The sequence below is a fragment of the Hafnia paralvei genome (assembly GCF_020150375.1).
Classification (GTDB): domain Bacteria; phylum Pseudomonadota; class Gammaproteobacteria; order Enterobacterales; family Enterobacteriaceae; genus Hafnia; species Hafnia paralvei.
The window spans coordinates 1,267,852-1,291,957 of record NZ_CP083737.1; the positions used below are offsets into that span (position 1 = coordinate 1,267,852).

General features: G+C 48.2%; 39 protein-coding genes. All 39 read left to right on the top strand.

Annotated elements, in window-relative coordinates; translation table 11 throughout:
- Positions 1-17: 17 nt before the first annotated feature.
- The 39 genes from K9N75_RS05840 to K9N75_RS06030 all read left to right on the top strand — a co-directional run bounded on the left by K9N75_RS05840 (position 18) and on the right by K9N75_RS06030 (position 24,105).
- Positions 18-179, top strand: a complete 162-nt coding sequence (locus K9N75_RS05840) for a hypothetical protein (protein ID WP_187989795.1) — start codon at positions 18-20, stop codon at positions 177-179.
- A complete protein-coding gene (locus tag K9N75_RS05845; RefSeq protein ID WP_224452326.1) occupies positions 163-1,068 on the top strand; it encodes a replication protein in 906 nt (301 codons plus the stop codon). The genes K9N75_RS05840 and K9N75_RS05845 overlap by 17 nt, the downstream gene beginning before the upstream one ends.
- A complete protein-coding gene (locus K9N75_RS05850) occupies positions 1,068-2,405 on the top strand; it encodes a replicative DNA helicase (RefSeq protein WP_224452327.1) in 1,338 nt (445 codons plus the stop codon). The genes K9N75_RS05845 and K9N75_RS05850 overlap by 1 nt, the downstream gene beginning before the upstream one ends.
- Before the next feature lie 2 nt (positions 2,406-2,407).
- A complete protein-coding gene (locus tag K9N75_RS05855) occupies positions 2,408-2,668 on the top strand; it encodes a phiTE_015 family protein (RefSeq protein ID WP_224452328.1) in 261 nt (86 codons plus the stop codon).
- Positions 2,661-2,945: a hypothetical protein gene (locus tag K9N75_RS05860; RefSeq protein WP_224452329.1), complete on the top strand. Its 285-nt coding sequence runs from the start codon at positions 2,661-2,663 to the stop codon at positions 2,943-2,945. The genes K9N75_RS05855 and K9N75_RS05860 overlap by 8 nt, the downstream gene beginning before the upstream one ends.
- The gene (locus K9N75_RS05865) at positions 2,945-3,199 is read left to right on the top strand and encodes a DUF4752 family protein (RefSeq protein ID WP_224452330.1); all 255 of its coding nucleotides are present in this window, start codon (positions 2,945-2,947) and stop codon (positions 3,197-3,199) included. The genes K9N75_RS05860 and K9N75_RS05865 overlap by 1 nt, the downstream gene beginning before the upstream one ends.
- Positions 3,200-3,202: 3 nt before the next feature.
- Positions 3,203-3,652 (top strand): DUF1367 family protein, encoded by a 450-nt coding sequence (locus K9N75_RS05870; protein ID WP_008813107.1) that lies wholly within the window; start codon positions 3,203-3,205, stop codon positions 3,650-3,652.
- 19 nt (positions 3,653-3,671) lie between these two features.
- Positions 3,672-3,887 carry a hypothetical protein gene (locus K9N75_RS05875; RefSeq protein ID WP_224452331.1) on the top strand — a complete coding sequence of 72 codons (216 nt, stop codon included), beginning with the start codon at positions 3,672-3,674 and terminating at the stop codon, positions 3,885-3,887.
- The gene (locus K9N75_RS05880; RefSeq protein WP_224452332.1) at positions 3,884-4,114 is read left to right on the top strand and encodes a hypothetical protein; all 231 of its coding nucleotides are present in this window, start codon (positions 3,884-3,886) and stop codon (positions 4,112-4,114) included. Before K9N75_RS05875 ends, K9N75_RS05880 begins: the two co-directional genes overlap by 4 nt.
- Entirely contained in the window at positions 4,111-4,278 is a 168-nt protein-coding gene (locus K9N75_RS05885) for a NinE family protein (RefSeq protein WP_224452333.1), read from the top strand. Before K9N75_RS05880 ends, K9N75_RS05885 begins: the two co-directional genes overlap by 4 nt.
- Positions 4,271-4,561 (top strand): DUF1364 domain-containing protein, encoded by a 291-nt coding sequence (locus K9N75_RS05890; protein ID WP_025796672.1) that lies wholly within the window; start codon positions 4,271-4,273, stop codon positions 4,559-4,561. The genes K9N75_RS05885 and K9N75_RS05890 overlap by 8 nt, the downstream gene beginning before the upstream one ends.
- Positions 4,558-4,920 (top strand): RusA family crossover junction endodeoxyribonuclease, encoded by a 363-nt coding sequence (locus K9N75_RS05895; RefSeq protein WP_224452334.1) that lies wholly within the window; start codon positions 4,558-4,560, stop codon positions 4,918-4,920. Before K9N75_RS05890 ends, K9N75_RS05895 begins: the two co-directional genes overlap by 4 nt.
- Positions 4,917-5,120, top strand: a complete 204-nt coding sequence (locus K9N75_RS05900) for a protein ninH (protein ID WP_131020075.1) — start codon at positions 4,917-4,919, stop codon at positions 5,118-5,120. The genes K9N75_RS05895 and K9N75_RS05900 overlap by 4 nt, the downstream gene beginning before the upstream one ends.
- Positions 5,117-5,887 carry an antitermination protein gene (locus K9N75_RS05905; RefSeq protein ID WP_224452335.1) on the top strand — a complete coding sequence of 257 codons (771 nt, stop codon included), beginning with the start codon at positions 5,117-5,119 and terminating at the stop codon, positions 5,885-5,887. Before K9N75_RS05900 ends, K9N75_RS05905 begins: the two co-directional genes overlap by 4 nt.
- A 397-nt stretch (positions 5,888-6,284) precedes the next feature.
- Positions 6,285-6,500, top strand: a complete 216-nt coding sequence (locus tag K9N75_RS05910) for a class II holin family protein (protein ID WP_004094663.1) — start codon at positions 6,285-6,287, stop codon at positions 6,498-6,500.
- Positions 6,500-6,988, top strand: coding sequence for a lysozyme (locus K9N75_RS05915; protein ID WP_224452336.1), 489 nt, complete (start codon positions 6,500-6,502; stop codon positions 6,986-6,988). The genes K9N75_RS05910 and K9N75_RS05915 overlap by 1 nt, the downstream gene beginning before the upstream one ends.
- A complete protein-coding gene (locus K9N75_RS05920; RefSeq protein ID WP_224452337.1) occupies positions 6,985-7,350 on the top strand; it encodes a DUF2570 family protein in 366 nt (121 codons plus the stop codon). The genes K9N75_RS05915 and K9N75_RS05920 overlap by 4 nt, the downstream gene beginning before the upstream one ends.
- Positions 7,241-7,561 carry an Rz1-like lysis system protein LysC gene (gene lysC / locus K9N75_RS22870; protein ID WP_224452590.1) on the top strand — a complete coding sequence of 107 codons (321 nt, stop codon included), beginning with the start codon at positions 7,241-7,243 and terminating at the stop codon, positions 7,559-7,561. Before K9N75_RS05920 ends, lysC begins: the two co-directional genes overlap by 110 nt.
- 320 nt (positions 7,562-7,881) lie before the next feature.
- Positions 7,882-8,583: a phage antirepressor KilAC domain-containing protein gene (locus K9N75_RS05930; protein WP_130994445.1), complete on the top strand. Its 702-nt coding sequence runs from the start codon at positions 7,882-7,884 to the stop codon at positions 8,581-8,583.
- A gap of 14 nt (positions 8,584-8,597) precedes the next feature.
- Positions 8,598-9,002 carry a hypothetical protein gene (locus tag K9N75_RS05935; RefSeq protein ID WP_130994444.1) on the top strand — a complete coding sequence of 135 codons (405 nt, stop codon included), beginning with the start codon at positions 8,598-8,600 and terminating at the stop codon, positions 9,000-9,002.
- A 380-nt stretch (positions 9,003-9,382) separates the two neighbouring features.
- Positions 9,383-9,577: a hypothetical protein gene (locus K9N75_RS05940; protein ID WP_224452338.1), complete on the top strand. Its 195-nt coding sequence runs from the start codon at positions 9,383-9,385 to the stop codon at positions 9,575-9,577.
- A gap of 2 nt (positions 9,578-9,579) precedes the next feature.
- Complete coding sequence (locus K9N75_RS05945) at positions 9,580-10,116, top strand: terminase small subunit (RefSeq protein WP_004090844.1); 537 nt, start codon at positions 9,580-9,582, stop codon at positions 10,114-10,116.
- Complete coding sequence (locus K9N75_RS05950) at positions 10,100-11,419, top strand: PBSX family phage terminase large subunit (protein WP_004090845.1); 1,320 nt, start codon at positions 10,100-10,102, stop codon at positions 11,417-11,419. The genes K9N75_RS05945 and K9N75_RS05950 overlap by 17 nt, the downstream gene beginning before the upstream one ends.
- Positions 11,420-11,446: 27 nt before the next feature.
- Entirely contained in the window at positions 11,447-12,799 is a 1,353-nt protein-coding gene (locus K9N75_RS05955) for an anti-CBASS protein Acb1 family protein (RefSeq protein WP_224452339.1), read from the top strand.
- Positions 12,762-13,691, top strand: coding sequence for a phage minor head protein (locus tag K9N75_RS05960; protein ID WP_224452340.1), 930 nt, complete (start codon positions 12,762-12,764; stop codon positions 13,689-13,691). Before K9N75_RS05955 ends, K9N75_RS05960 begins: the two co-directional genes overlap by 38 nt.
- On the top strand, positions 13,675-14,943 hold the full coding sequence (locus tag K9N75_RS05965; RefSeq protein ID WP_224452341.1) for a hypothetical protein: 1,269 nt from the start codon (positions 13,675-13,677) through the stop codon (positions 14,941-14,943). Before K9N75_RS05960 ends, K9N75_RS05965 begins: the two co-directional genes overlap by 17 nt.
- 12 nt (positions 14,944-14,955) lie before the next feature.
- Positions 14,956-15,411, top strand: a complete 456-nt coding sequence (locus K9N75_RS05970; protein ID WP_224452342.1) for a gp53 minor capsid family protein — start codon at positions 14,956-14,958, stop codon at positions 15,409-15,411.
- A 15-nt stretch (positions 15,412-15,426) separates the two neighbouring features.
- Positions 15,427-16,503, top strand: a complete 1,077-nt coding sequence (locus K9N75_RS05975; RefSeq protein WP_224452343.1) for a major capsid protein — start codon at positions 15,427-15,429, stop codon at positions 16,501-16,503.
- Positions 16,504-16,512: 9 nt separating this feature from the next.
- Positions 16,513-16,698 (top strand): glycoprotein, encoded by a 186-nt coding sequence (locus K9N75_RS05980; RefSeq protein ID WP_224452344.1) that lies wholly within the window; start codon positions 16,513-16,515, stop codon positions 16,696-16,698.
- Positions 16,699-16,760: 62 nt separating this feature from the next.
- Positions 16,761-17,159, top strand: a complete 399-nt coding sequence (locus tag K9N75_RS05985) for a DUF7370 family protein (RefSeq protein WP_130994435.1) — start codon at positions 16,761-16,763, stop codon at positions 17,157-17,159.
- Positions 17,159-17,434 carry a hypothetical protein gene (locus K9N75_RS05990; protein WP_130994434.1) on the top strand — a complete coding sequence of 92 codons (276 nt, stop codon included), beginning with the start codon at positions 17,159-17,161 and terminating at the stop codon, positions 17,432-17,434. Before K9N75_RS05985 ends, K9N75_RS05990 begins: the two co-directional genes overlap by 1 nt.
- Entirely contained in the window at positions 17,434-17,601 is a 168-nt protein-coding gene (locus K9N75_RS05995; protein WP_224452345.1) for a hypothetical protein, read from the top strand. The genes K9N75_RS05990 and K9N75_RS05995 overlap by 1 nt, the downstream gene beginning before the upstream one ends.
- A gap of 159 nt (positions 17,602-17,760) precedes the next feature.
- The gene (locus tag K9N75_RS06000; protein ID WP_224452346.1) at positions 17,761-18,000 is read left to right on the top strand and encodes a hypothetical protein; all 240 of its coding nucleotides are present in this window, start codon (positions 17,761-17,763) and stop codon (positions 17,998-18,000) included.
- A 3-nt stretch (positions 18,001-18,003) separates the two neighbouring features.
- On the top strand, positions 18,004-18,348 hold the full coding sequence (locus K9N75_RS06005) for a hypothetical protein (protein WP_224452347.1): 345 nt from the start codon (positions 18,004-18,006) through the stop codon (positions 18,346-18,348).
- A gap of 1 nt (position 18,349) precedes the next feature.
- On the top strand, positions 18,350-18,718 hold the full coding sequence (locus K9N75_RS06010; RefSeq protein ID WP_224452348.1) for an HK97 gp10 family phage protein: 369 nt from the start codon (positions 18,350-18,352) through the stop codon (positions 18,716-18,718).
- Entirely contained in the window at positions 18,715-19,095 is a 381-nt protein-coding gene (locus tag K9N75_RS06015) for a phage tail termination protein (protein WP_224452349.1), read from the top strand. Before K9N75_RS06010 ends, K9N75_RS06015 begins: the two co-directional genes overlap by 4 nt.
- Positions 19,096-19,163: 68 nt before the next feature.
- Positions 19,164-19,916, top strand: a complete 753-nt coding sequence (locus K9N75_RS06020) for an Ig-like domain-containing protein (protein ID WP_061553716.1) — start codon at positions 19,164-19,166, stop codon at positions 19,914-19,916.
- Between the two features lie 55 nt (positions 19,917-19,971).
- A complete protein-coding gene (locus tag K9N75_RS06025; RefSeq protein WP_224452350.1) occupies positions 19,972-20,679 on the top strand; it encodes a DUF6246 family protein in 708 nt (235 codons plus the stop codon).
- A gap of 45 nt (positions 20,680-20,724) precedes the next feature.
- Complete coding sequence (locus K9N75_RS06030; protein ID WP_224452351.1) at positions 20,725-24,105, top strand: tape measure protein; 3,381 nt, start codon at positions 20,725-20,727, stop codon at positions 24,103-24,105.
- The last annotated feature ends 1 nt before the right edge of the window (position 24,106 follow it).

Consider the following 24,106-nt stretch of genomic DNA (forward strand, 5'->3'; position numbering starts at 1 on the left):
TTAACAGGAGTAATTCTATGTCAAAACGTAGAAAAAGCAATAGAGAAGAGGAACGGCGTCAACCTGATAGCCCCGACGGGTTAATCGTAGCTGCTGCCAATAACAAGCCGTTTGCTGAGCGGTTAATTGGCGTTTACAGATTGGCTAAGGCGGGAGTGAAGAATGATGGGCGTCGTTAAGCAGTTATCTGATTACAGGCCACCACAGGAGGCCGTGGAGCAGAGAGTGGCGAGTCTTGATGATGGTTATATGCGTGTCGCCACAAGCATTGCAAAGCTTAAGCAAAAATTGAAGCTTGCTGGTCGTGAGCATCAGGTTTTTGATGCCGTTATTTTCTGCACTTTCGGTTGGAACAAGTCAGAGGACAAAGTAACAAATACCTATCTTGCAGATGCTACCGATCTGGATGATTCAGATGTAGCGGCGGCACTAAAGGTTTTGTCTGAAAGGCGCATTATAAACCTAAGAAAAGTGGGAGGATTTAAGCTAGTTAGCGTCAACGTTAACATCAAGGAATGGCAGCTAAATAAGATTAAAAAATCACCACCTAAAAAGTTGGGCAAAACCACCCAAAATGTTGGGCAAAAAAAGGTTTCAAGTTGGGCGGAATCACCCGACACCCTAAACAGTCTTACCAAAGACAATATAAAACATACCCAAACCCACGATGTGGGATTGCTGGATGTGAGCAAAAAAATACCCCGTCAAGCAGGAACCAATCCTCGATCATTGGGAACAAATCCACGCTCAAAATCACCGGTATTCGATCGCGAACGTTTCAAGAACACTTGGAATTGCAAAGCGGAGAAACACGGATTGCCAAAAATGCGTAGTTTCACCGTTACCGTGGAGAGCGGCCTTAAGCGCCTATGGGCTTCCTACCTCAAGCAGTGCAAAGAACTTGGCAAAGAGCCAGCCGATATCGACACGTTCATCAACGGGTACATCGAGTTTGGTTACAAGCCAAGTGCATGGGCATGTGGAGAGAATCCAAGTGGCAAAAAATACGGGATCGAAACGGCGTTAACTCAACGAATTATCGATGAAGTTTTGGGTAGGGAGGACTGATGGACAGTTACGATTTTGAAGAGCAGTTGATTGGCTCAATGATTATCAAAGGCGACCACGTTGATTGCATTGAAATCGCTGGGAAGCTGCCTGCCGAGGCCTTTGCAAACTTCCACTTGCAGAACATGTACCGCGTTATCGTTGCGCTGCTGAACAAGTGCGAACCGATTGACCCGTTTACGGTTCAGGAGGGGGTGGCTGGTGAAACTCGGGATCTGGTTTTGTCGGTATCTGCCCGCTGCAAGTCTGCTGCAAACATCAAGGCGTGGGCTAAGCGTGTTCGCCAGTGCTGGATGTTGCGAAAGGGGGAGGCTGAGTTAACCAAGGCGGCTTCGTTGCTTCGTGAAGCTGGCACTCATGACCTAAACGAGCGGATCGCCGAAGTCAGCGGTATTTTGTCGAACCTGCAATTCGAAACCAATGACCGGCTGCCGCGCAAGATTGGTGACCTACTGCCGGACTACATGGATGTTCTGGAGAAACGCATGAAAGGCGCTGAGTCAGGCTTGTATCTCAAAACCGGTATTGAGCCGATGGATAACGAGTACGGGGGATTCGATCGCACTGACCTGATAATCATCGCTGGGCGACCGGGTATGGGAAAAACGGAGCTGGCGATCAACATCGGCAACTCAATTGGTCACCAGAAAGGCCGCGGCCTAATGATTTCCATGGAGATGTCAGAGATGCAGGTCGTCGAACGCCACGTTGCCGATCGCTCTGGTCTAGCTATCGGCGCACTGCGTAACCCTCTCGATATGATCCCCGAGCAGTTCACTCGACTAACAGCCGCTACCGGCATGCTTCAGGGCGAAGAAAACTATGTGCTTGATGAGGCGATGAGCGTTGATGAAATAATCTCACATGCCGAACGGTTGAACATGGACGGCGGCCTCAGCTTTGTTTCTATCGACTACCTCGGCCTGATGAAAAAGCCAAAGGCAGAGCGTAACGACATAGCGATCGGAGAGATTACACGGAAGCTCAAGCAGTTCAGCCTGCGCAGCAAAGTACCCGTTATCTTGCTCTCACAGCTTAATCGTGGTGTTGAGACTCGACCTGACAAGCGCCCAACTCTGGCAGACCTGAAGGACTCAGGGGCGATCGAGCAGGATGCAGACGTGATTATCTTCCCGTACCGCGATGAGGTTTATCACGACAACAGCAACATGAAAGGGATCGCCGAAATCATCGTTGGGAAATATCGTTCTGGCCAGCCAAAGACTTTTTACATGGGATGGAAGAACGGGCACTTCGTCAACATTGAACAGGATGAGGCCGCGCGCCGGTACGCTGCCAATCAGAATGACAATAAGCAAGCATCAGAGTGGAGATAGTCATGACAAGTCGTGAACAGTTTGAAGCGTGGTTTAAGTACGATTATCACCCTGATAAAACAGGTCCTTACATCAAAGATATTATGTTTGTAGCATGGCAAGCAAGCCGCGAGGCGGTGGAGGTTCAACTCCCAGACCATCGTGACTACGAAGAAACTCTGTCCGATCACGAGCTTGGATTCAACACTGGGCTGGAGCAATGCGCCGAGGCGATCCGTTCCGCTGGCATCAAGGTTATCGAAGGAGAAAAAAAGAATGGCTAAATCATCAGACGTACACGATCTGTTAACCGCGTATCAAAAACAGGCTCGAAAAATACCTGCAAAGGGTGTTTATGCCTCAAAACAGCGTCAGTTTGAAGTGCTGGAGGCTCACACACGCAAAGTGCTGCGCAAGCGCCGTCGGTCAGTCGGCAAGTCAAATAAGTTCGGCTGTCGCTTAACTGCGGAAATGCGCGTAGCAATGATTTGCGAGATGAATTTTATTGCATCGTTCTACCGCTCTAACCGCCAGAATGGCATCAAGGTTAAGGGGGGGTGATGTCTAATTTATCAACTTACCTAAACACCGGATTAGCTCTGATAGGCTGGACATACATCATGTGGAAGTCTGGCGAATGGCTGATGGGTATAACCCTTAAGCAATGGGATAAGCGTCGCAAGATTTCCCGAAAGCAGAAGGCGGTCAATGAGCTCTACGATGCTTTTGAGCTAGACACTATCAAGGATGGAGACCAAATGAAGATCACCACGGCTAAAGGTCTTGTAATTATGATGTATCGACAGGAGAAATAGCCTTTGCAAATCGACATGGTTAAAAATGCCGGTGGCGTTTTTGTACCAATGTTCGAACACGATTTACCCCGCCTAACCAAGTTCAAAAACGGTGAAGTCTACACCGCTGATTTCAAGCTAACCCGCAATCCGATATTTCACAAAAAGATGTTCGTCTTCTTCAAATTCTGCTTTCAGCACTGGTGTGCAAACAAGGCAGGTCTTGAGCATATGGATGAGCACAGCCAGTTTGATCGGTTCCGCAAAGACCTAACGATACTCGCAGGTTTTTACGAGCAGACGGTACGGCTAAACGGTGAGATACGAACTGAGGCCAAGAGCTTGGCATACGCGAACATGGAAGCGGATGAGTTCGAACGTTGCTATAACGCAATGATTAACGCAGCCATCAAACATATTTTCGCTGGAACGAGAGACGAAAATATTCTCAATCAACTACAGAGCTTCTTCTGAAATCGCAGGAAAATAAATTATGACGTGGAAAGAAACAGCCGCCATGTGCGTGGTCATGACCTTGGTATGTGTAATGGTATCGGCTCTACTTGTTCTTGCTGCATGGAAACTTCCTGATAGCAAATTTTATTGGGGTTTTTTCCGCTACAACCTTGGTCTTTGGATTTTAGCTTTTCTATCTTGCGGAGTATTCAAAGCTTATCAGCGATTTAAAAGCAAGAGAGGTGCAGCATGAGCAAACTACCACGTAACTTCGGATGGGACAGGCACAAGCTAGCCACACTCACATACGAAGAATTAGAAAGACTTGAAGCAAATGTGAAAGAGAACCATGAGTGCAGGAATGGGATTTATATCTACGATGCCGCGGGGAGGAAGAAACTGGATGCACTCAGTTGGGCTGTTTACTACAAGAACAAGGCTGACCGAGCTACCGACCCCGAGCCACCGGAGGCAGCATGAAGCGACAGCGAAGTCCGACACAAATAGCGATAGACAATTTAATCTTCAACAAATCCACTCCACGCAGTAAACCCCAGCCCATATCAACAGTAACTTTCAACTACAGCACCCACTTGCATGATGTGCGTTGGCTGAGAGTGCGAGCGAGGAATAGACATGGCTAACCTTCGTAAAGAAGCCCAAGGCCGAGAATGCCAAGTGCGGTTGCCCGGCATATGTAACGGCAATAGCGAAACGGTAGTACTAGCTCATTTTCGAATGGCTGGATTGTGCGGCGTAGGGATGAAGCCTAACGACTTATTCGGTGCTTGGGCATGCTCAGCATGTCACGACGAAATAGACCGCAGGACAAGGCGCACAGACGCTGGTGAAGCTCACATGGCACACCTTGAGGGCGTCATACGAACTCAGGCCGCGCTGATTGCAGAGGGAAAGCTAAAACTATGAGGGAATACCGGCTAACGCTGCCGTACCCGCCCAGCCTAAACACATACTGGCGACACGCAAGGCAACGGCACTACATCAGCGAGAAAGGCACAAAATACCGACAAAACATTATCACCATCATCCAGCAACAAAACCTCGATATTCACACCACCTCCAGACTCAAATTCTCAATCACTGCCCACGTACCAGACAAACGCCGTCGCGACTTAGACAACCTTCAAAAGGCCGTCTTTGATTCGCTTGTGCATGCTGGATTCATGGAAGACGACGAGCAGATTGATGATTTCAGGGTACGGCGTGGCGAGCTGGTGAAGGGCGGAAAGCTGGAAGTAGTCATCACCGAACTGGAGGGGATATGAATGCCGAAATCCGAACAATACCCGACATGCTAGTCGATACATACGGCAATCAGAGCGAGCTAGCACGACGCCTACACATCAACAGAGAAACCATATCCAAATACATTCACGACAAAGAGGCCAAGCACCACGCAATAGTGAATGGCGTATTCATGACAGCTCGCGGTGATAGTGGGAAGAACAGGTGGGGTAAGCGATGAATATCGAAAGCACAGTCAAATTTCATTCACCGAAATCTACTCAGATCAGCGACTCCCCTCGCGCAACAGCATCAGACGCTTTAACCAACACTGATGTCATGTGCGCTTTGGGGATGGTGCAGAGTAGAGCACCACTCGGATTTGCTGCCTTCAATGGGAAAATGAACATCAGCGAAAACGATAAAAAACGCTCGGTACAGTTACTCACTCAATACGGACTCAAGCACTGCGATAAGGTTGCCGCCTTACGCAAGCTTGATATGAATATTAAGGTGAAGGTCGTGCAAACGCTCGCAAAGTTTGCATACAAAGACTATTGCCGCTCAGCAGCCGGAACCGAACTGTGCGAATGCTGCAAAGGTGCAGGTGTTATCAGGTCGAAGGCCATGGTCATGAAACACGCCGGATGTGGAAAGACACCTCCGAAGTATGCGGAGGAGGTTACCAATACGATGTGCCCGAAGTGCAACGGAAAGGGTGAGGTATCCGTGGCATGTTGTAAGTGCAACGGGCGCGGTGAAGCAGTTAATCGCGAAGAAACAGAGCGGCAGGGAGTGCCCGTAAAACATACCTGTAAGCAATGCTCAGGCCGAGGATATGAGCGCATACCAGCACAAAAGGCATTTAGGGCTATATGCTCTCACACTGATGCAATATCAGCGACAGTATGGGATAAGGCAATAAAGCCATTCTATGAGCAACTCATCACAGAACTGCGTTCATCCGAAGAGGGGGCGAATCTCGAACTTGCGAAAGTTACCAACTAAATTGAAGAAAGTTTCAATCCGGTAACGATTGCTGCTTGCAAAATGCAGAAAACTAGAATAATCTAGCTCTAACACTAGAAATCCGTGAAGATGTTTAACGTGGGTTTCAAGAGAGGCTGGCTTAATCGCTGGCCTTTTTGCTTTCTGGATCACCGGTGCGACGCCAGAAAAATAATCGCACAGTGGGTAAGTTCGTCTCATTGACTGCTATCCCCACCTAACCGGCTGGAAGGTCGGTATCAATTTCAAGCCCTGAGTTAATAGCTCGGGGCTTTTTGCATTTAGCGTCATCCAACACCAACCAACCGCACTCACACATTCCTTGTCTGGCATGGATACGGGTGACGCTATTCCCTAATTAATTACACAGCGCCTAACCCTACGGGGAGGTGAGACGATGCTACGTATGGACAAAATCACAACAGGTATTTCCTACGGAGCGTCAGGCGGTAGCGCCTTATTCTGGCTTAAACAACTCCTTGATGGCTTCTCACCTGAACAGTGGGCAGCGTTTGGCGTTCTTGGAAGCCTGCTATTTGGCCTCCTGACGTTTCTAACGAATCTCTACTTCAAGGTAAAAGAAGACCGGCGCAAAGCCTCAAGGGGTGAGTAATGAACCCATCCCTGAGACATAAAATCGCCTCGGCTATCGGTGGCGGTGCCATTGCAATCGCAACGGTAATGCTAAGCGGTAAAGGTGGATTGGAGGGGAGAGAGTATGTTCCCTACAAAGATGTGGTTGGAGTAATCACTGTCTGTGATGGACATACCGGTAAAGACATCATACTCAACAAACGATATTCAGATGCTGAATGTGATGCGCTGACCAAGGTTGACTTGGAGCTAATAGCCAAGCAGGTCAATCCGAGCATTAAAGTTAAAACCACCGAAACCCAGCTCGCCGCCATCTACTCATTCTCATATAACGTTGGGGCCAACGCCTTTATCAATTCCACCATGCTTAAAAAGCTCAACGCCGGTGACTACGCCGGAGCATGTGATGAGCTCAAACGCTGGGTATATGCCGGTGGCAAGAAGTGGAAAGGCTTGATGAATCGACGCGACGTTGAATATGAGGTTTGCACCTGGAGTCAGAGATGAGCAAGTTAACCACTGTATTGCTGACCCTGCTGGTATTGCTTGCTGTAGGGATTGGTGTCCTCTGGCACAACAACGGAAAGTTGAACCAGACAGTTAGCGATATGGACGCCAGCCAGAAGAGCGCAGAGACCATCACTAAAAACGCCCTAAACACTGTCACTCTATTCAACCAAATCTCCGAGGCTAACCAGAATGCAAAAGCTCAGGACGCACTGGAGTCACAGAGAGCCGAGAATGACATCAAGGCTGCTATTGCGAATGATGATTGCGCTAATCGGCTTATTCCTGCTGATGCAGTTAAGCGGCTGCGGGAATACGCGGACGGTATACGTTCAAGCGCCGATAATCCCGCTACCTTCTAACCTGACTGCTGAAACGCCGAAACCTAAAGTCCCGAACTCAATGTCATGGTCAGATAGCCTTCTGTTGAACGCGCGACTTTATTCAGCATTAGAGCAGTGCAATATAGACAAAGCAGATATTAGGAAGGCAGAGGAAGGGCGAGCGCTGATTAGTTTAGAGGGAACTTGTACTGCACAAGGTGGTACGCGATTTTGCACAAAATCAGAATGACCGGTGCATAGGCTAAGGCTAATTTGTAAGTAATAAGCATGTTTATCTCCTCATCAAGTTAAAGCGTCACATATCTGAGTAATTCGTTATATGTGTACTAGGGTGCACATTCAGCGCCCTATAGTGTGGGTAATTAACTTGACGACTGGCCTCAGCAACCGCTGGGGCTTTTTTACATCTGCATTTCACCGCGCTTTCACCGCGTATCGTAAAACCCGAAACCATTCACAAAAGCGACCTCTGAGAACTCCATCGAAGCATGGTGAGATCGGGTATGGACGTTCTGGTGAACAGAGGTTTCTTTTTTGAAGGTATTCACCATGCAATATCCAGTAAATGATCACCCAGCAATTATGACCAGTCTTGAAATCTCAGAACTGGTAGAGAAGCGACACGATAACGTCAAACGAACCATTGAAACGCTCATTGAAAGAGGCACGATAGCTTCTCCTCAAATTGAGGAAAAGCAAACAGCAGGCAGGCCGGTAGCTGTTTATGTGTTTGAGGGTGAAAGAGGTAAGCGTGACAGCATCATCGTAGTCGCTCAGCTTTCACCTGAATTTACTGCCAGACTTGTCGATCGCTGGCAGGAACTGGAGCAGAGCTTAAGCCATCCGGTAAAAATTCCGCAGACACTGCCGGAGGCACTTCGTCTTGCTGCTGACCTCGCGGAACAAAACGCAGCTCTCGAAAATAAGTTAGCGGTAGCAGCGCCAAAGGCTGAATTTGTTGATCAGTACGTTGAAGCATCCGGGCTGATGGGATTTAGAGAGACAGCAAAACTTCTGAAGATAAAAGAAAACGATTTCCGCCTGTTCCTGATTGATAACGGGATCATGTACAAGCTGGCTGGAAAGCTAACACCATACTCACAGCACCTTGATGCAGGCCGATTCGCAGTCAAAACAGGCGAGAACCAGCATAACGGACACGCATTCACTCAAGTGAAGTTCACACCAAAAGGCATTCAGTGGATAGCTGGGCTTTGGGCTTCATCTCAACTAATTAACCAAGCGGCCTGATAGGAACAATCATCATGAAAACAGTTATCGCATACACAGTTTCACTGCTACTTCTAATTTCCATGTCAGCAGGTGTCTTCTATCAGATTGAAGGGCTTGTCACTCTCGCTGTCGCTATCAACTGGATGCTCTGCATACTCGCTATTCCCATTGCGGTAATTATCGTAGTGGCGAGTGCCATGTATGAGAAATCAGGTGAAGAAACCAAGGTTAAGCTTGCAAAGCTTCTAGTGGATGCTGCAAAGAAAAAAACAGGGATTGCTCGCTTTATTGGCTGGGTGACTTTCATTGCAATGACATGCTTATACGCTTGGTCTGGATGGATAGTGACAGCCATTGTTTATGTGATGGCATCACTCATCATTAAGTTCGCTAGTTCGTTCGCAAGAGATGAAGTGGTGAAACATAACCTCGCATAGCCACTACAAAGCGTCTCAAGTAGGCGCTTGATAGTGTCACTGCTAAAGGGGTGATCCGATCTTGCTGACGGGTAAGCCGTAAGTCAGTTAGCACCTCTGCGAAGCGGGGCGAGTCTGGCTAACCAAATCAAATTGCGTAGGGTTGTCGCAGCATCTCTGTATTAGCCACAACCAGTTTCTCTCCTGACTGATAGCGTACAGAGACATCAATAACGACCAATGCCTAGCGATTACCACTCGCTCTCATGGCGGTAACATGAACCGTGGCAGAAGAATCATGGAGCAATACAGTGTGTTTTCACTGAGAGCACACGATATTGCAGCATAAGTTCACATAGCGCCCGAGGGCGGATACTCATAAATTAGAGGAATGTTCGCTTATGACTGATAAGTACAACGTCAAAGCAACAAAGAAAGACGGAACCACATACGAAGGCGTCATGACAACCAAAGAACCAAGACTGGTTAACGGTCTATTCGCGATTGCAGAACATGACGGCTCATGGACATATATTCAGCCGGATGAGTTGAGTGAAATCACATTCAAGCCGGTAGTGGAAGAAACTCAGGAGTAATTATGGCGCTCAACGACAAACAAGAAATGTTTTGTCGCGAGTACCTCGTTGATTTGAACGCAACACAAGCGGCCATTCGTGCGGGGTACAGTGAGAAAACTGCCCGAGCAACTGGTTGTGAAAACCTAACAAAACCAAACATTGCCGAACGTATTATACAGCTTAAGCAGGAGCGTAACGAACAGGTTGGCATTGATGCTGCTTACGTTCTAAAGCGCCTTGCTGAAATTGATCAGATGGACGTAGCTGACATTCTGCTTGAAAACGGTGAGCTAAAGCCGATTAAAGATTGGCCCAAGGTATGGAGAACCACGCTTTCAGGGATTGACGTGGTTGAGTCATCCGGCGATGTGCCTTCTCTGCTTAAGAAAATCAAATGGCCTGACAAGGTGAAGAATCTTGAGTTGCTAGGTAAGCACATTGACGTCAGCGCCTTCAAAGAGATGGTTGATCACAAATCATCAGATGGTTCTATGACACCGAAGCCAACAACCATTCGTCTGGTAGGAGTTGACCCAGCCAATGGAAAATCAAGTTGACCTACAAATACCCGCCAAGTTAGTCCCAGTCTTTGCTAAGGAAGGCGTCAGATATCGCGGCTCCTATGGTGGTCGAGGTTCTGCAAAAACGCGAACCTTTGCTCTGATGAGTGCGGTTAAGGCATATCAGGCAGCTGAGAGCGGAATAAGCGGTGTAATTCTTTGCGCTAGAGAGTTCATGAACTCCCTTGAAGAATCATCGATGGAAGAGATCAAGCAAGCTATCCGCTCTGTTCCATGGCTCGATGATTATTTCGATATAGGCGAAAAGTACATCAGGACTAAAAACAAACGTGTTAGCTACGTGTTTTGTGGTCTGCGGCATAACCTCGACAGCATCAAATCAAAGGCTCGAATACTGATTGCATGGGTAGATGAAGCTGAATCAGTATCATCGACGGCATGGAAGAAGCTACGTCCTACGGTTCGTGAAAAAGGCTCTGAGATTTGGGTTACATGGAACCCAGAAAAAGACGGCAGCGCGACAGATAAGCTGTTTAGAAAGAATCCTCCCAAAAACTCCATGTTTGCCGAGATGAACTACGGAGACAATCCATGGTTCCCTGAGGTCCTCGAGGAAGAAAGGCTAGAGGACTTAGAAAACCTTGATTACGCTGATTATGCGTGGATCTGGGAAGGTGCCTATCTCGAAAATTCAGATAAGCAGGTACTGGCCAACAAGTACGTTGTCCAGAGTTTTGCTGATGATCTTTGGCAGAAGGCTGAACGCTTGTTGTTTGGTGCTGACTTCGGTTTCGCGAAAGACCCGAACACACTTATCCGAATGTTCATTCTTGATAGCAATCTCTATATCGAATATGAAGCCTATGGCAATGGCGTAGAGCTTGATGACATGTGGAAGTTCTACGCTGGTAAGGACGGGGCTAAGCCAAAGCAACTGGAAGAGTGGAAAGTTACAGATGAAGCAAAATTCCCTGGTATTCCAGAGGCGAGAAAGTGGCCTATTAAGGCTGATAACTCGCGACCAGAGACAATAAGCCACATTAAAGGGCAGGGGTTCAATATTTCTGCTGCGCAAAAATGGCAGGGCAGTGTTGAGGATGGCATTACATGTCTGCGTGGATTCAAGCAGATAATCATTCACCCACGCTGCAAAGAAACTGCAAAAGAAGCCCGTCTTTACTCGTACAAAACAGACCGGATCACCGGCGAAGTTTTGCCAGTCATCGAAGACAAAAACAACCACTGCTGGGATGGCGTTCGTTATGGCTTAGATGGCTATATCAAACGCAAAACTCAGTCAGCAGGAATGATGATCCCAAAAAGGCTTCTAGGCAGATAGCGATAATAAATCTTCTACGGACACTCCATGAACGACAAACTACAGCTAGCCGTCAATCACGCCATGACGGATGTAAGGATGGCGCGTGCCCGTATGGGGCTACTAAATCCAACTATGGGACTTGATGCAAAGCGAAGCTCAGCGTGGTGTGAGTATGGCTTCAAAGAGGACTTAACCTTTAATGACCTCTATAAGCTCTACCGGCGCGGCGGCATTGCATTTGGCGCAGTCAACAAGATCATATCCCACTGTTGGAAGTCTAACCCGCAAATCATCGAAGGCGATAAATTCGATAAAGCGAAGAAAGCTACTGCTTGGGAAGGGAAAATTAAACCGGTATTCACTAACAGACTCTGGAATAGCTTTGCTGATGCTGATAAGCGTCGATTGGTTGGCCGGTGGTCAGGCATATTGCTACATATCCGTGATGGAAATGCTTGGAATCAGTCTGTAACGAAAGGGAAGGGGCTAAAAAAGGTCACCCCTGTATGGGCTGGGGCTTTAAAGCCTTACTCGCTGGATACTGATATCAACTCAATCACATACGGCCTACCCACTATGTGGGAATACACCGAATATCTATCGAATGGTGGGAGTCGTAGGGTCCAAATTCACCCTGACCGTGTGTTTATTTTGGGGGACTATTCAGACGATGCCATTGGATTCTTAGAGCCTTCATACAACGCTTTTGTCAGCCTTGAGAAAGTTGAAGGTGGGTCTGGTGAATCTTTCCTCAAGAACGCCGCTAGGCAGTTGAATGTTAACTTTGAGAAAGAAATTGATTTCAACAATCTCGCCTCTCTCTATGGGGTTAGTGTTGATGACCTACAAGAGAAGTTCAATGAAGCTGCTAAAGAAGTAAACCGTGGAAACGATGTGATGCTCACCACACAGGGCGCAAGCGTAACGCCGCTGGTGACCTCAGTAGCTGACCCATCACCAACCTATGACGTAAACCTCCAGACGGCAGCGGCAGGTGTTGATATCCCTGCCAAGGTTCTTGTCGGTATGCAAACTGGCGAGCGAGCAAGCACTGAAGACCAGAAGTATATGAATGCTCGCTGCCAGTCACGCAGAGAGCGAGAGCTTTCATACGACATTGAAGATTTCACTGACAAGCTAATCGAACTGCAAATTATCGATCCGGTGTCAGAGAAAACCGTCATCTGGGACGACCTCAACGAACAGTCATCGTCTGACAAGCTTGATAGCGCGACCAAAATGAGCGAAATCAACCAGAAGGCGGTATCCACTGGAGAGCCAGTTTTCTCTCGAGACGAGATTAGAGAGGCCGCTGGGTATGAATCAGATGAAAATGACCCACTAGGTGAGGAGATCGACGATGGCGAAGAAAGCAAAGTCGGCGATCCTACCCAGTAATAAACAGGATCCGACCGGAGTTGATAGGCTAGAACGTGGATCCATGCGAGATTTTTCAAAGCGCATGAAGCTAATCACCAAAGGCTATATACAGATACTGAACCGAATCCCCGCATCACCCGCAGTTAACCAACGATACGCATTCCAACTAGACCAAGGCCTTCTATCCATGCTTCTACAGAATGGAGAGAGGATGGTGGATGAAATATTGCTTCAGGGTGGAGAGCTAAACCTGTGGTTCTTCGATCAGTATGTCGAGGTGGCATATCAGCGCGGTACCGCTCAAGAGTTTGCAAACCTATCCCAGCAATCACCGGCCTATGCCGCTGGGCAAAATAGCGTTCAAAGCATTCTGATGAGCGAGCCATACCAACTACGTCTTGTATTGGTTCGGGCTCGCGAATTTGAAGAAATGAAGAACCTAAGCGCTCAAGTTAAAGCTGACATGGCTCGGATACTGACTGATGGCATCGGGCGTGGCCTTAATCCGAAAGAGGTTGCACGAAACCTAACAGATCAAACCGGCATTGAGTCTCGTAGAGCCAATCGCATCGCCAGAACAGAAATCACTACGGCTTTAAGAAGAGCCCGTATGGATGAGGATGATGACGCCAAGGCCAACTACGGCATCCAAACAATGCAGCTTCATATCTCAGCGCTGAGCCCCACAACTCGCAGCACTCACGCAGCTAGACATGGAAAACTCTACACAACGGATGAGCAGCGAGACTGGTGGTCTAGAGATGCAAACTCAATTAACTGCAAGTGCTCAACTGTAGCCGTGCTGGTAGACGACAAGGGTGAGCCATTATCAAACACCGTAATCGAACGAACGAGGAAGGAATACACCTCAATGAAGGCAAGAGGATTAACCGATGACAATGCAGGTTAACGTCACAACTAAGGTAAACAGTCAGTCTATCAGGCGTGAGAATTACAACGGCCGCGACCACCTGATCCTCCCCAGTTATACGCTGCCAGCAAACGTGGTTATGAATGGCGGACTATATCCAGAAAACGAAATTGATGCTCACTACACCGGCCTTGAGGGGACGCTGGCACCACTAGGACACCCAATGGTTAATGGGCAGTTTGTATCAGCATTCTCTCCTGAAGGGCTAAACATCGGCTACGTAGGGGCTTGGAACCGTAATGTTAAGAAGTCCGGCAACCGTATTTACTTAGAAAAGTGGGTAGATATCGGTAAGGCCGAGGAGTCAGAGGGTGGGCGAGAGCTTTTAGAGCGCATAGCTGCGATTGAACGCGGGGAAGATGTTCCACCCATCCACACAAGTGTTGCTGTATTCCTCGATCAGGTTGAAGCAAACGAAGAACAAAAAGCGCTAGGTGCTGATTGGGTCGCCAAGATTAAAGCCATGGATCATGACGCAATCTTACTCCATGAGGTTGGCGCCACAACGCCTGAACAGGGCGTTGGGCTAATGGTTAACGCTGACCTAGCGACGCCAATCAAGGCTAATTCTGGTGCGTTGGTTGGTGAATCATATCGCGAACGAGAAAACCGAATAGACCGCGCAGTAAGAGACAAATTTGCATCTGGCCCAGATGAATATGCGTGGGTTGCTGACTTCACTGACTCGCAAGTTGTGGTCGTCAGAAACGGCGGTAAGGCCGAGGTCTTCGGATATAAAAGCGATGGTGGAAAAATCACCTTTGATGAAACCGGCTCACCGGTAGTCCGGCAAGAGTCTTGGGTAGCTATTGCTGTCAATAAATTCAAATCATTCCTCAACCAGCAGGATAAACCTGCAACAAATACAAACCAAACGGAGGGCGACATGCCTTTAACCAAAGAAGAACTAGAGACAATCGGCAACATGATTGGTGAGGCAGTGGCGACTAATACCGAAAAGGCTATCAAGCCTCTTGCGGAAAAGGTTGATGCTCTGCAAGCTAATCAAAAAGAGCTATCAGACTCTCTCACCGCAAACGCTCGAGCAGAAGAGGCGACCAAGCGAGCAGCAGTGGCTAAAGTCCATGGCGAGATCGTAGCAAACGCACTGTCTGGTGAAGCATTGGACAGCATGTTTAAAAACTTGGGTGAGGCGGCACCGCTGGCCGGAAACTCAGCCAACAACCCAGCAGAAACCGGCGCACCAGTTGCCGATCAATACTTCAAGTAAGAGGGGATTCAAATGGCTTCTCGCTATCGCCGTGTAAACATTGACGGCAAGTCTCTGTACAAAACCGAGACACGAACCACTGCCGCGGCATTATTGCCGGGTACCGCTGCAATTATCAATAGCTCTGGTAAGTTTGCTCAGGCAACAGCTTTAACCGGTCGAATCTACATTATCGACTGCGCCTATCACCAAGGTTTAGGCATTCGTGATGCTGTCCCATCAGGTGATTCTGCCGTAGGAAACTACGTAGAAGAAGTCCGCGAACTTGCACTCCTGTGTGTTGCAGGAGCCTATAAAAAAGACTCTCCGATCAAGCTTGGCTCTAATGGTCAATTTACTCTGGCAACCGCTGACACTGATTCAGTGATCGGCTACAGCCAAGATGAAGCAACTATTGCTGCAAGCTCTACTGATTTCATTCGCGTTCGTATGCGCGTTGGCACTGTTGCAGCTGCGCCTGCGCCTTAATAAGGATAAAAGAATATGTATTTCTCTAAAGAGACACTGGCTGCAAACAGCCGTCTTGGTGGTCATTGGAATGAGCTTTGGGCTAACCGAAACATCTGGAACCAGCAGCAGAAAGGAATGATTGCAGCTAACCGCTCGGTAATGACTCCTGAGATGCTGGCATGCAATGCGGTAAGCGGTTTTGCCCGAGAGTTCTGGGCTGAAATTGATAACCAGATTCTGCAAATGCGTGACCAAGAAGATGGTATGGAGATCATCAACGACCTAATGGGCGTTCAGACAATCTTACCGGTTGGTAAAACTGCGAAGCTTTACAATATGGTCGGTGAAATTGCTGATGACGTGTCAGTTAGTATTGATGGTCAAGCTCCGTTCTCCTTCGACCATACAGAATATAACAGTGACGGCGACCCGATCCCTGTGTTCACTGCCGGTTATGGTGTGAACTGGCGTCATGCGGCTGGCATGAACTCGGTAGGCATTGATCTGGTTCTTGACTCACAGCAGGCCAAGCTTCGCAAAGTTAATAAACGCCGTGTTGCCTATTATCTTTCTGGTGATGCAAACATTCAGGTGCAGGGATACCCAGCGCAGGGCATGAAGAACCACCGCCATACGCAGAAAATTAATCTCGGTTCTGGTTCTGGTGGTGCCAATATCGACCTAACATCAGCAACTCAGGACCAACTGATTGAGTTCTATGGAAATGGGGCATTTGGTTCAACTGCTCGCAAAAACAAAGTTGCTCAGTATGATATCCAGTGGGTTAGTCCTGAAATTTGGGCTAACTACGCACAACCATATGTAGTGAATGGCGTCATTACTGGTACTGTTTTGCAAGCTATTTTGCCGTTTGCACCAGTGAAAGAAGTACGACCAACCTTTGCGTTATCTGGCAACGAGTTTATTGCATACCAACGTCGCGGCGACGTGATTTCTCCGCTGGTAGGCATGGCTCAGGGGGTAGTTCCTCTGCCGCGTCCGCTTCCAAACGTTAACTACAACTTCCAGATCATGTCCGCAGAAGGTCTGCAAATTACCGCAGATGATCAAGGTCTTTCTGGCGTAGTCTACGGCGCTAATCTGGCATAAGGGGTAATCATGGCTAAGTATGAAGTGATTCGCCCTTGGTATGGCGTGAATGTTGGTGACGTAGTCGAGCTAGATAAGTTACACCCAGCATTGAAGTCAAATGTCAGAATGATGCGCGGTGAAGCTGGCGGGGAATTAACCCCAGCAACGCCTGAGGCAACATCAGGCAAGGGCAAAAAGGCCAAAGAAGACTAAACGCCGCGAAAGCGGTTTTTTTATGCCCTGCATCTGCGGGGCTTTTTCATTCTGGAGCCAACATGGTAACCATCGAACAAGCCAAAGAGTATTTGGATTCGGTCGGGATTACACTTCCAGACTTCATCCTACAAGCGCTTGTTGATCAAGCTAACAGCATTCAAGACTGCTTAGACTCCCACTATCCAGCATCTACGGCTCTGCTGATTCAGTTGTATTTGATTGGGCTGATGGGGCTTGCTCAGGGGGATAAATACATTAGCTCTCAGACAGCGCCAAGCGGTGCATCTCGTTCTTTCAGATATCAGTCATTCGCTGACCGCTGGAAAGGCTCGCTATCGCTTCTCACTGGGCTTGATAAGTTTGGTTGCACCAACGGTGTTCTTCCTCCTGATCCAACCGTATCAGCTTATGCTGGCATCTGGATTGGTAAGGGTGGCTGTATGTGTGGGAGCAAGTAATGATAGAAGCCAAAGAAATTGCAGATCTACTGAATAAGCTATTCATTCTCGATGCCGATGCAGCAGCCAAGTTAGTTGCACATCGCGTGGAGTGCAGCGAAGCACTTGCGGGTGATGACGTGCCATTTGTCTGCTCACGGTCGCGTGAAGGTGTTATTAATATGGGCGTTGTTGGATTCATGAATGCAATGGCTAAGCCTGGTACAGGTTATGCCGCTGCTGTTTATGACGATGACAAAAAGTTAACCGGCTTCAAGGTTGTTGGCGGTGGCTGATGTGGAAGCTCATAACCGAAAGCCTGCCGAAGCCATTCGCTCGAGTCTGGGTGAAAACGGATACCGGGCGGGAAACCACAGGTTATGTGAATAGCTCAGGTGAGTGGGTGATTAACTGCAAGCGCATTCGTGATAGCGGAGCGAAGGTCGAGAGGTGGCGAGAATGACAAGAACTGGCGGCCTCTTAAAATATGACTCTCAATACGTTATGGGTGAGTCACTAAACGGCTACTTAATGCCAGCAAGACACACTAAACACCATGATGAAGGCTATCGCATGAGTGGTACGGTTAATGTGTCAATGGCTTTATCAATTGGAGTTTGTGATGAGCGTATGCGTTATGGGGTTACTTGTTGCACTGAATGTCACTGTGATGTACCGAGTTGATGGTGATATGCGCGTTTTCAGTGAAACTATTACCTCATCCATGGTGATTGAGCGATACCTTAAGCTTGAGTGTGGTGACACGATCGGGCTATTCGTACCGGTTGGTAAAGGAAAGCAGGTTAACGCCCAATGTATTGAGTGGTTTGAAATTGAGCGCGTTAAAGCGCCAAAGGAGTGAGCATTGTCAGCGACAGCCAACTGGAGCTATACAGCAGAGGCCACAATCTGGCGAAGCCTCGGTACTGATGAATGGAATAAGCCATCATTCTCAGCACCTATCACTATTGCATGCGACTATGGCGGCGACTCTAAGCGCGGTAACGCTGATGTTGGCCGTGAGTTCGTGGTGAAAGATACCGTCTGGACTGAGTACGCTGAAGCCAAAGAGGGTGACTACCTGCTGATCGGAGTATCGACCGAGGCCAACCCCATCGACGCCGGTGCCGATGAGATTAAGCGCATCATTCGCTATGCGGATACATTTGATCGCGTTGCTGATGATTATGCATTGATAACCGGAGTCTGATATGGGCGTTAAGGTGAAGGGGCTTAAACAGGCTAAAGCTAACTTTGACCATTTGATTGATGACGTAGTCGGGAAAAAGGCTGTAAGGGCTACATATCGGGTCCTGTTTATCATAGGGACTCAGGCATCTATCTATACTCCGATCGACACATCGACCCTCATAAATTCACAGTTCAGAGAAGTGAAATCAGGCAATAAAATCATTACTGGTCGAGTTGGTTATTCTGCTAACTACGCGGTGTATGTTCACGACCCGAACGTGAAGCAGAACTTCAGGCGCTCTACCGCTAAAAAAGAATTTCTTAAACTTGGTGCTGATGATTCCAAGGGGCAAATCGATAGGGCAGTTGCTGAGGAGATGAGCCTATGAGTACGCCAGTATTCATTAAGTTTCGTGAGTGGCTAGAGGGAGCTGGGCTAGTTGACGGATACAAAGTGCAGATGGTGCAGTGGGTAGAGCAGAAGAGTGACTCTGGGAACATGAAATACATTGTATTTCAGCCAAATGGCGGCACCCCACGTGTTAAAGACCTGAGTGCTGATGATAATGTTCAGGTTGTTCTCGTTAGCGCTAAGAATGACGCTCAGACTGTAGTTCAGCGTGCACAGGACATTCTAGATCATGTGACAGATAACCCTGAGGACTCTTGCCTAAATTCAGTCTTCAATCTAGGCGGGATGCAAACGCCAATACCTACGGAAGAGGGAAGAACGGTAATCAGGCTTCTATTCCGCTGCACTGCATAACAACATTCAAAACTAACAGGCTGCCTTATGGCGGCCTTTTTTATTTCCAACAAAAGAGGTAAGTCACCATGGCAGATTGCCAGAATGATTACGGGAAGTTAATTGGCCGCGTCGCTATTCTGCGTCTTGCCGAAGGCTGCCCAGATACAGTCCCAGAACAATCAGAGTTCGTGCGTATGGGCGCTCTGACTACCAAGTCAATCGACTATTCAATGAACACTGTTACTTCTGAGGCTGATGACACCAAAGGTCTGGTTGAGAACCTTGTTACTAACATGGACCTGACGATCAGCTTTGATGGTGAGTGGCGTAAGCGCGATAAGCCAACTGACTTTGGCCCAATCAAACTATCCAAAGAGCTATTGGCAGAAACCAAATCTGGCCGCCAGCCTACTTACTGGGTTCAGTTTGATTTCACCGGTGAAGATGCTGTAGTTCTCCAAGGCTATATGGCTGCGACTTCATGGTCTGGCGAGTTCGGGGCATCTGACATCGCAACTTACTCCGGCGAGTTCAAGGTGGCTGACGCTGATACTGTCGAATATCTGGAAGAGGAAGTTCCTGTTACGGGTGTAACTGTCACTCCGACCAGTGGAAGTGTTGCCGTTGGCGCAACGACCACATTTACGGTAGATGTAGCCCCTGCTGGCGCAACCAACAAAGCCTACACGGTAACGTCATCAGCTCCATCAAAGGCGACGGCAACACTGTCTGGCACCACGGTAACGGTAACTGGCGTGGCGGCTGGTACGGCAAACATCACTGTCACCACAACCGACGGCGCAAAGTCTGCGGTTTACGCTGCAACAGTAACTGCTTAGTAAGCACTACAGAGGGTATCGGTGATGCCCTCGATACTGCTCACAAGGAATTCACATGACCCCGATCACCGACATTGGCGAAATGCTTATCTCAGACCGTGAGAGAGACTATTTCTTTCGGCCTTCTCTCGTTGCTATGACAAGAATCGGATCTCCGTCTGAAATAGTCGCTGCACACGCAACCATGAATGGATTTGAGGTTTTTAGGCTAATCTCGCAAGCCTCTGATGCATGGGGAAAGGTCCCTGAATGGCTGTTAAAAACAATCAAGACTCCCGTATATGGCCGCCCCGTCTTGGCTACAGCAATGAGCATAATGCAGGCGTGCTGTGATGATGATTTAACCTCGCTGATTGGAGAGTGGAGACCAGGTAAAAAAGGTGTCGTCTACCGCAAAGGTAAGATGGGGGTCGGGGAGATAATCATCATTGCGCGTGAGCTAATCGAGCATGGTGTTATCGGTAAGGCCAAGCTTAGAAAGCTACAAAAGCATGAAAGCAAAGATGAGTATTCCTCAGAGTTTCGAGTGGTCGATTATATAAACGCGGCGCGGGCTCATTTCAACATGCCTAGAAGCGAAGCTGAACAGCTAACCATGACAGAGTTCCAGCTCATGCTTAAAGCTAAATACCCAGAAGAGAAAGGATTCACGAAGGAAGAGTATGACGCGGTGATCGACGCGGATGATAAACGAACGGCTGAATTGCTCTCTGGTCGCAGAAGGCTGGTCAAGTCTAAGAAGTTACCGGCTAAGGCCGATTAATGTCACAACCTGCTCCGGCAGGTTTTTTTATGTCTGGAGATCGTAATGGCAAGCGAGCAGGAAGTCGGGAATATCGTCTACACCGTACAAATGGATGTTGCAAAGCTCATTAGCGAGCAACAGAAAGTTAACGATCGCCTGGATAAGATGAACAGCCAGTTTGAGAAGACTGGCAAGACGGTAGACAACACAAGTAAATCATTCGCGTCGCTTACAAAGATAGCTGGCGCATTAACTGCCGCACTTTCAGTTTCAGCAGTGGCTCAATATGCAGATGCATGGACGTCCTTAAATAACAAACTAGCTAACTCAGTTAGAGCAGGGGAAAGCCTCGTAGGGGTCACTGAGCGAGTATTCAACATAACTCAAGCTACGAGGTCTAGCCTTGATGCGACTGCATCACTGTATGCAAGGCTAGAAAGGGCGACCCGAGAATATGGAACCAGTGCGGGCGATCTTGCTAAGTTAACCACAATCATAAATCAGGGATTTGTTGTTTCAGGCGCAACAGCACAAGAGGCTGAAAACGCAATTATTCAGTTATCTCAGGGCTTAGCCTCCGGCGCATTACGCGGAGAAGAGTTCAACTCTGTTAACGAGCAAGGCAATAGGCTAATAGTTGCTTTAGCGGATTCTTTAGGCGTTACAACCGGTGAGATGCGTAGTCTAGCTGCTCAGGGCAAATTAACCACTGATGTTGTTGTTAATGGCTTACTGTCTCAGGGCAATAAAATTGGTAGCGAATTTGCACAAACAACAACGACTATCTCTCAGGCTCTTCAGGTCGCAGGAAACAATATCACCAAGTTTTTTGGGGAGTCATCTTCAGTAAAAACTGGTGTGTCTATATTCAATGATGTCGTAATTACGTTAAGTCAGAATATAGATGTTTTGTCAGGCGCGTTAACTATCGCGGCAGGCGTTATGGGCTCTCGCTACGTTGGTGCTCTTTACTTGGCCACTAAGGCAAAAGTTACTGACGCCGCCGCTACCGTTAATCAGCAGGTTCAAGAATACAAAGCCGCAAAAGCTGTTATGGCTTCCGCTCAAGCTGAAATAGCTAACGCTCAGGCTATAAAAGCCTCGGAACAAGCTAAGGCTAGAGCATTAGCAACACAATCTGCAGTTAATCGCCAGCTCGGACTGAATGTTAGTTACCAGCAAGAATATGCAGCAATCCAATCAAAAATCATTGCTGCTGACAATGCAGAGGCTGCTGCTAAAACTAGGTTGGCCGCGGCAACAACGCAAGCATCAGTAGCCACTAGAACTTATGCAAGTGCAGTCTCTCTTGTGAAAGGTGTTCTTGGGCTAATTGGTGGGCCGGCAGGGTTTGCCATGCTAGCTGGGGCGGCTATTTTCTATTATTACCAGCAGGCACAACAAGCCAAGCAAGAGAGCATTGCGTTCGCCGATTCTCTCGACTCGGTCATTTCAAAAATGAAGGAGATGAACAGCACTCAGCTAGCTGCCGAGATAGCAAAGGCAGAAACATCGATTATCAACCAGAAGGATGCCATCGTTGATTTGCAAGCTGAAATGGACAACCTCCAACAGAAGAAGGCTTTCATTGAACAAGCTGCCAATATCCGAGGTGCAGAGTCGGTTGCAGAGGATTACGCAAGTATTCAGCGCGATATCGATATTCAAGCCGGTAAGGTGGATGCCGCAGAAACAAAACTAAGTCAGACCATCAGTAAAACAGGCATTCTGCGCGCTCAATTAAATGGGACACTTCAAAGCGGCATTGAGCTTCTAAAGCGAGACGGCGAAGAGGCCGGTATTGCTGCGGGAATGATGAATCATTTGGGTAATTCTTTAGATTTCGCTAGCCGAGCTAAAGATAAATTCAATTCATCAAGTATTCAAATCCCCGTAAGCAAAGAGGCTGATAAATTTAATTCTCAGCTAGAACAGCAAAATGAGTTGCTATCGATTACGGATAAAAGACTTAGGGCAGTAACCAAGGCAAGAATGGAAGCAGAGAGCCGAGGTGGCAACGTTAATCAGGTTAACACCGCAGGCGATCTTGCAGGAAAACAATACGATCTGGAAAAAGCAGAGTCTGAGAGAGGGCAGACAACGAAGAATACTGCTAAAGCAGAATCTCAAGCAGAGCAGGCCGAGAAGAAAAGAGTCAAAACACTTCAAGACCTCTCCAGTGAGATAGAAGTTGCAGCATTGAAGTCGAAGGGATTGAACAGGGAGGCTGCGCAATTAGCAGCAGTTCAGGAACTTGGCGCCGGAGCTACTCAGGCTCAAATCCAGCAAGCTCAACAGCAAGCAGGACAAATATTCGATATTCAGCAGCAAGCAGCAGATAAGAAAGCCGCTATAGATGCTGACTCGGCAGCAAAAGCCAAACAACAGCGTGACTTGGATAATGCTCAACTTGATCGGCAGCTTAAAGCCGGTGACGTCACGTTTGAGCAATCTCAACAACGCCGCGCTCAAATTGCTGCGGATTACTCCAAGGCGATTGCCGATGCCAGCTCTCAAGCGGTAGTCACACCTCAGCAGCAACTCGCCGGACAGGTTGATCCGGTGCAGCAGCTCGCAAATGAGAATGCGCAAAAGCTTGCTCTTATTAAAGAGTACACAGCTCAGCGTGTAATCACAGAGGAGCAGGGACTGGCGCTGATGAATGCTGCTAACACTGAGTATGAAGCTCAAAGAACGGCAGCGCAGTGGCAGTTGCTGAGTCAGCAAGGATTGGGCTATGACATGTTGACCAGCGCCGTAGATGCCTTTGCTGGTAATGCATCAAACGCAATCACAGGGCTTCTCACAGGAACAATGTCAGTCTCTGACGCTATGCGCTCGCTTGGTAGCACGATACTGAATAGCGTTATCAACTCGCTGGTTCAGGTCGGTGTTGAAGCGCTTAAAAACTTCATTATTGGTCAGACGATGGGCGCGGCTGCTGTAGCTGCTGGTGTTGGTCAGGCCGCAGCACTGGCTTCAGCTTGGGCCGCACCAGCAGCGTTAGCATCACTAGCATCATTCGGTGCAAACGCAGCTCCAGCCGCTGCAGGCATTACATCAACGATGGGGATAGCTCAGGGTCTGGCGTTGGCCGGAGCTTGTAAAAATGGTGGCCCAGTATCAGCAGGCTCTATGTATCGCGTGGGCGAAGGTGGAGCACCAGAGCTCCTGCAATCAGGCGGCAAGAACTACATGATCCCCGGTGACGGCGGGAAAGTGATTAGCAATGCTGACCTACAGACCGGTGGAGGCGGCAACATTCAGGTATCAGTCGTATTCAACGATTACACATCTGGAAGCCACTCATTCGATGCTCAAACCTCACAGGATGGAAACAATCTCACCATTCAAGCTTTCATCACGGACATGGACCAGAAGGGGCCTATGCTTTCCGCCATAGCACGTAACACCACAGCAACACCACGCGCATCAGGGGGCTAAG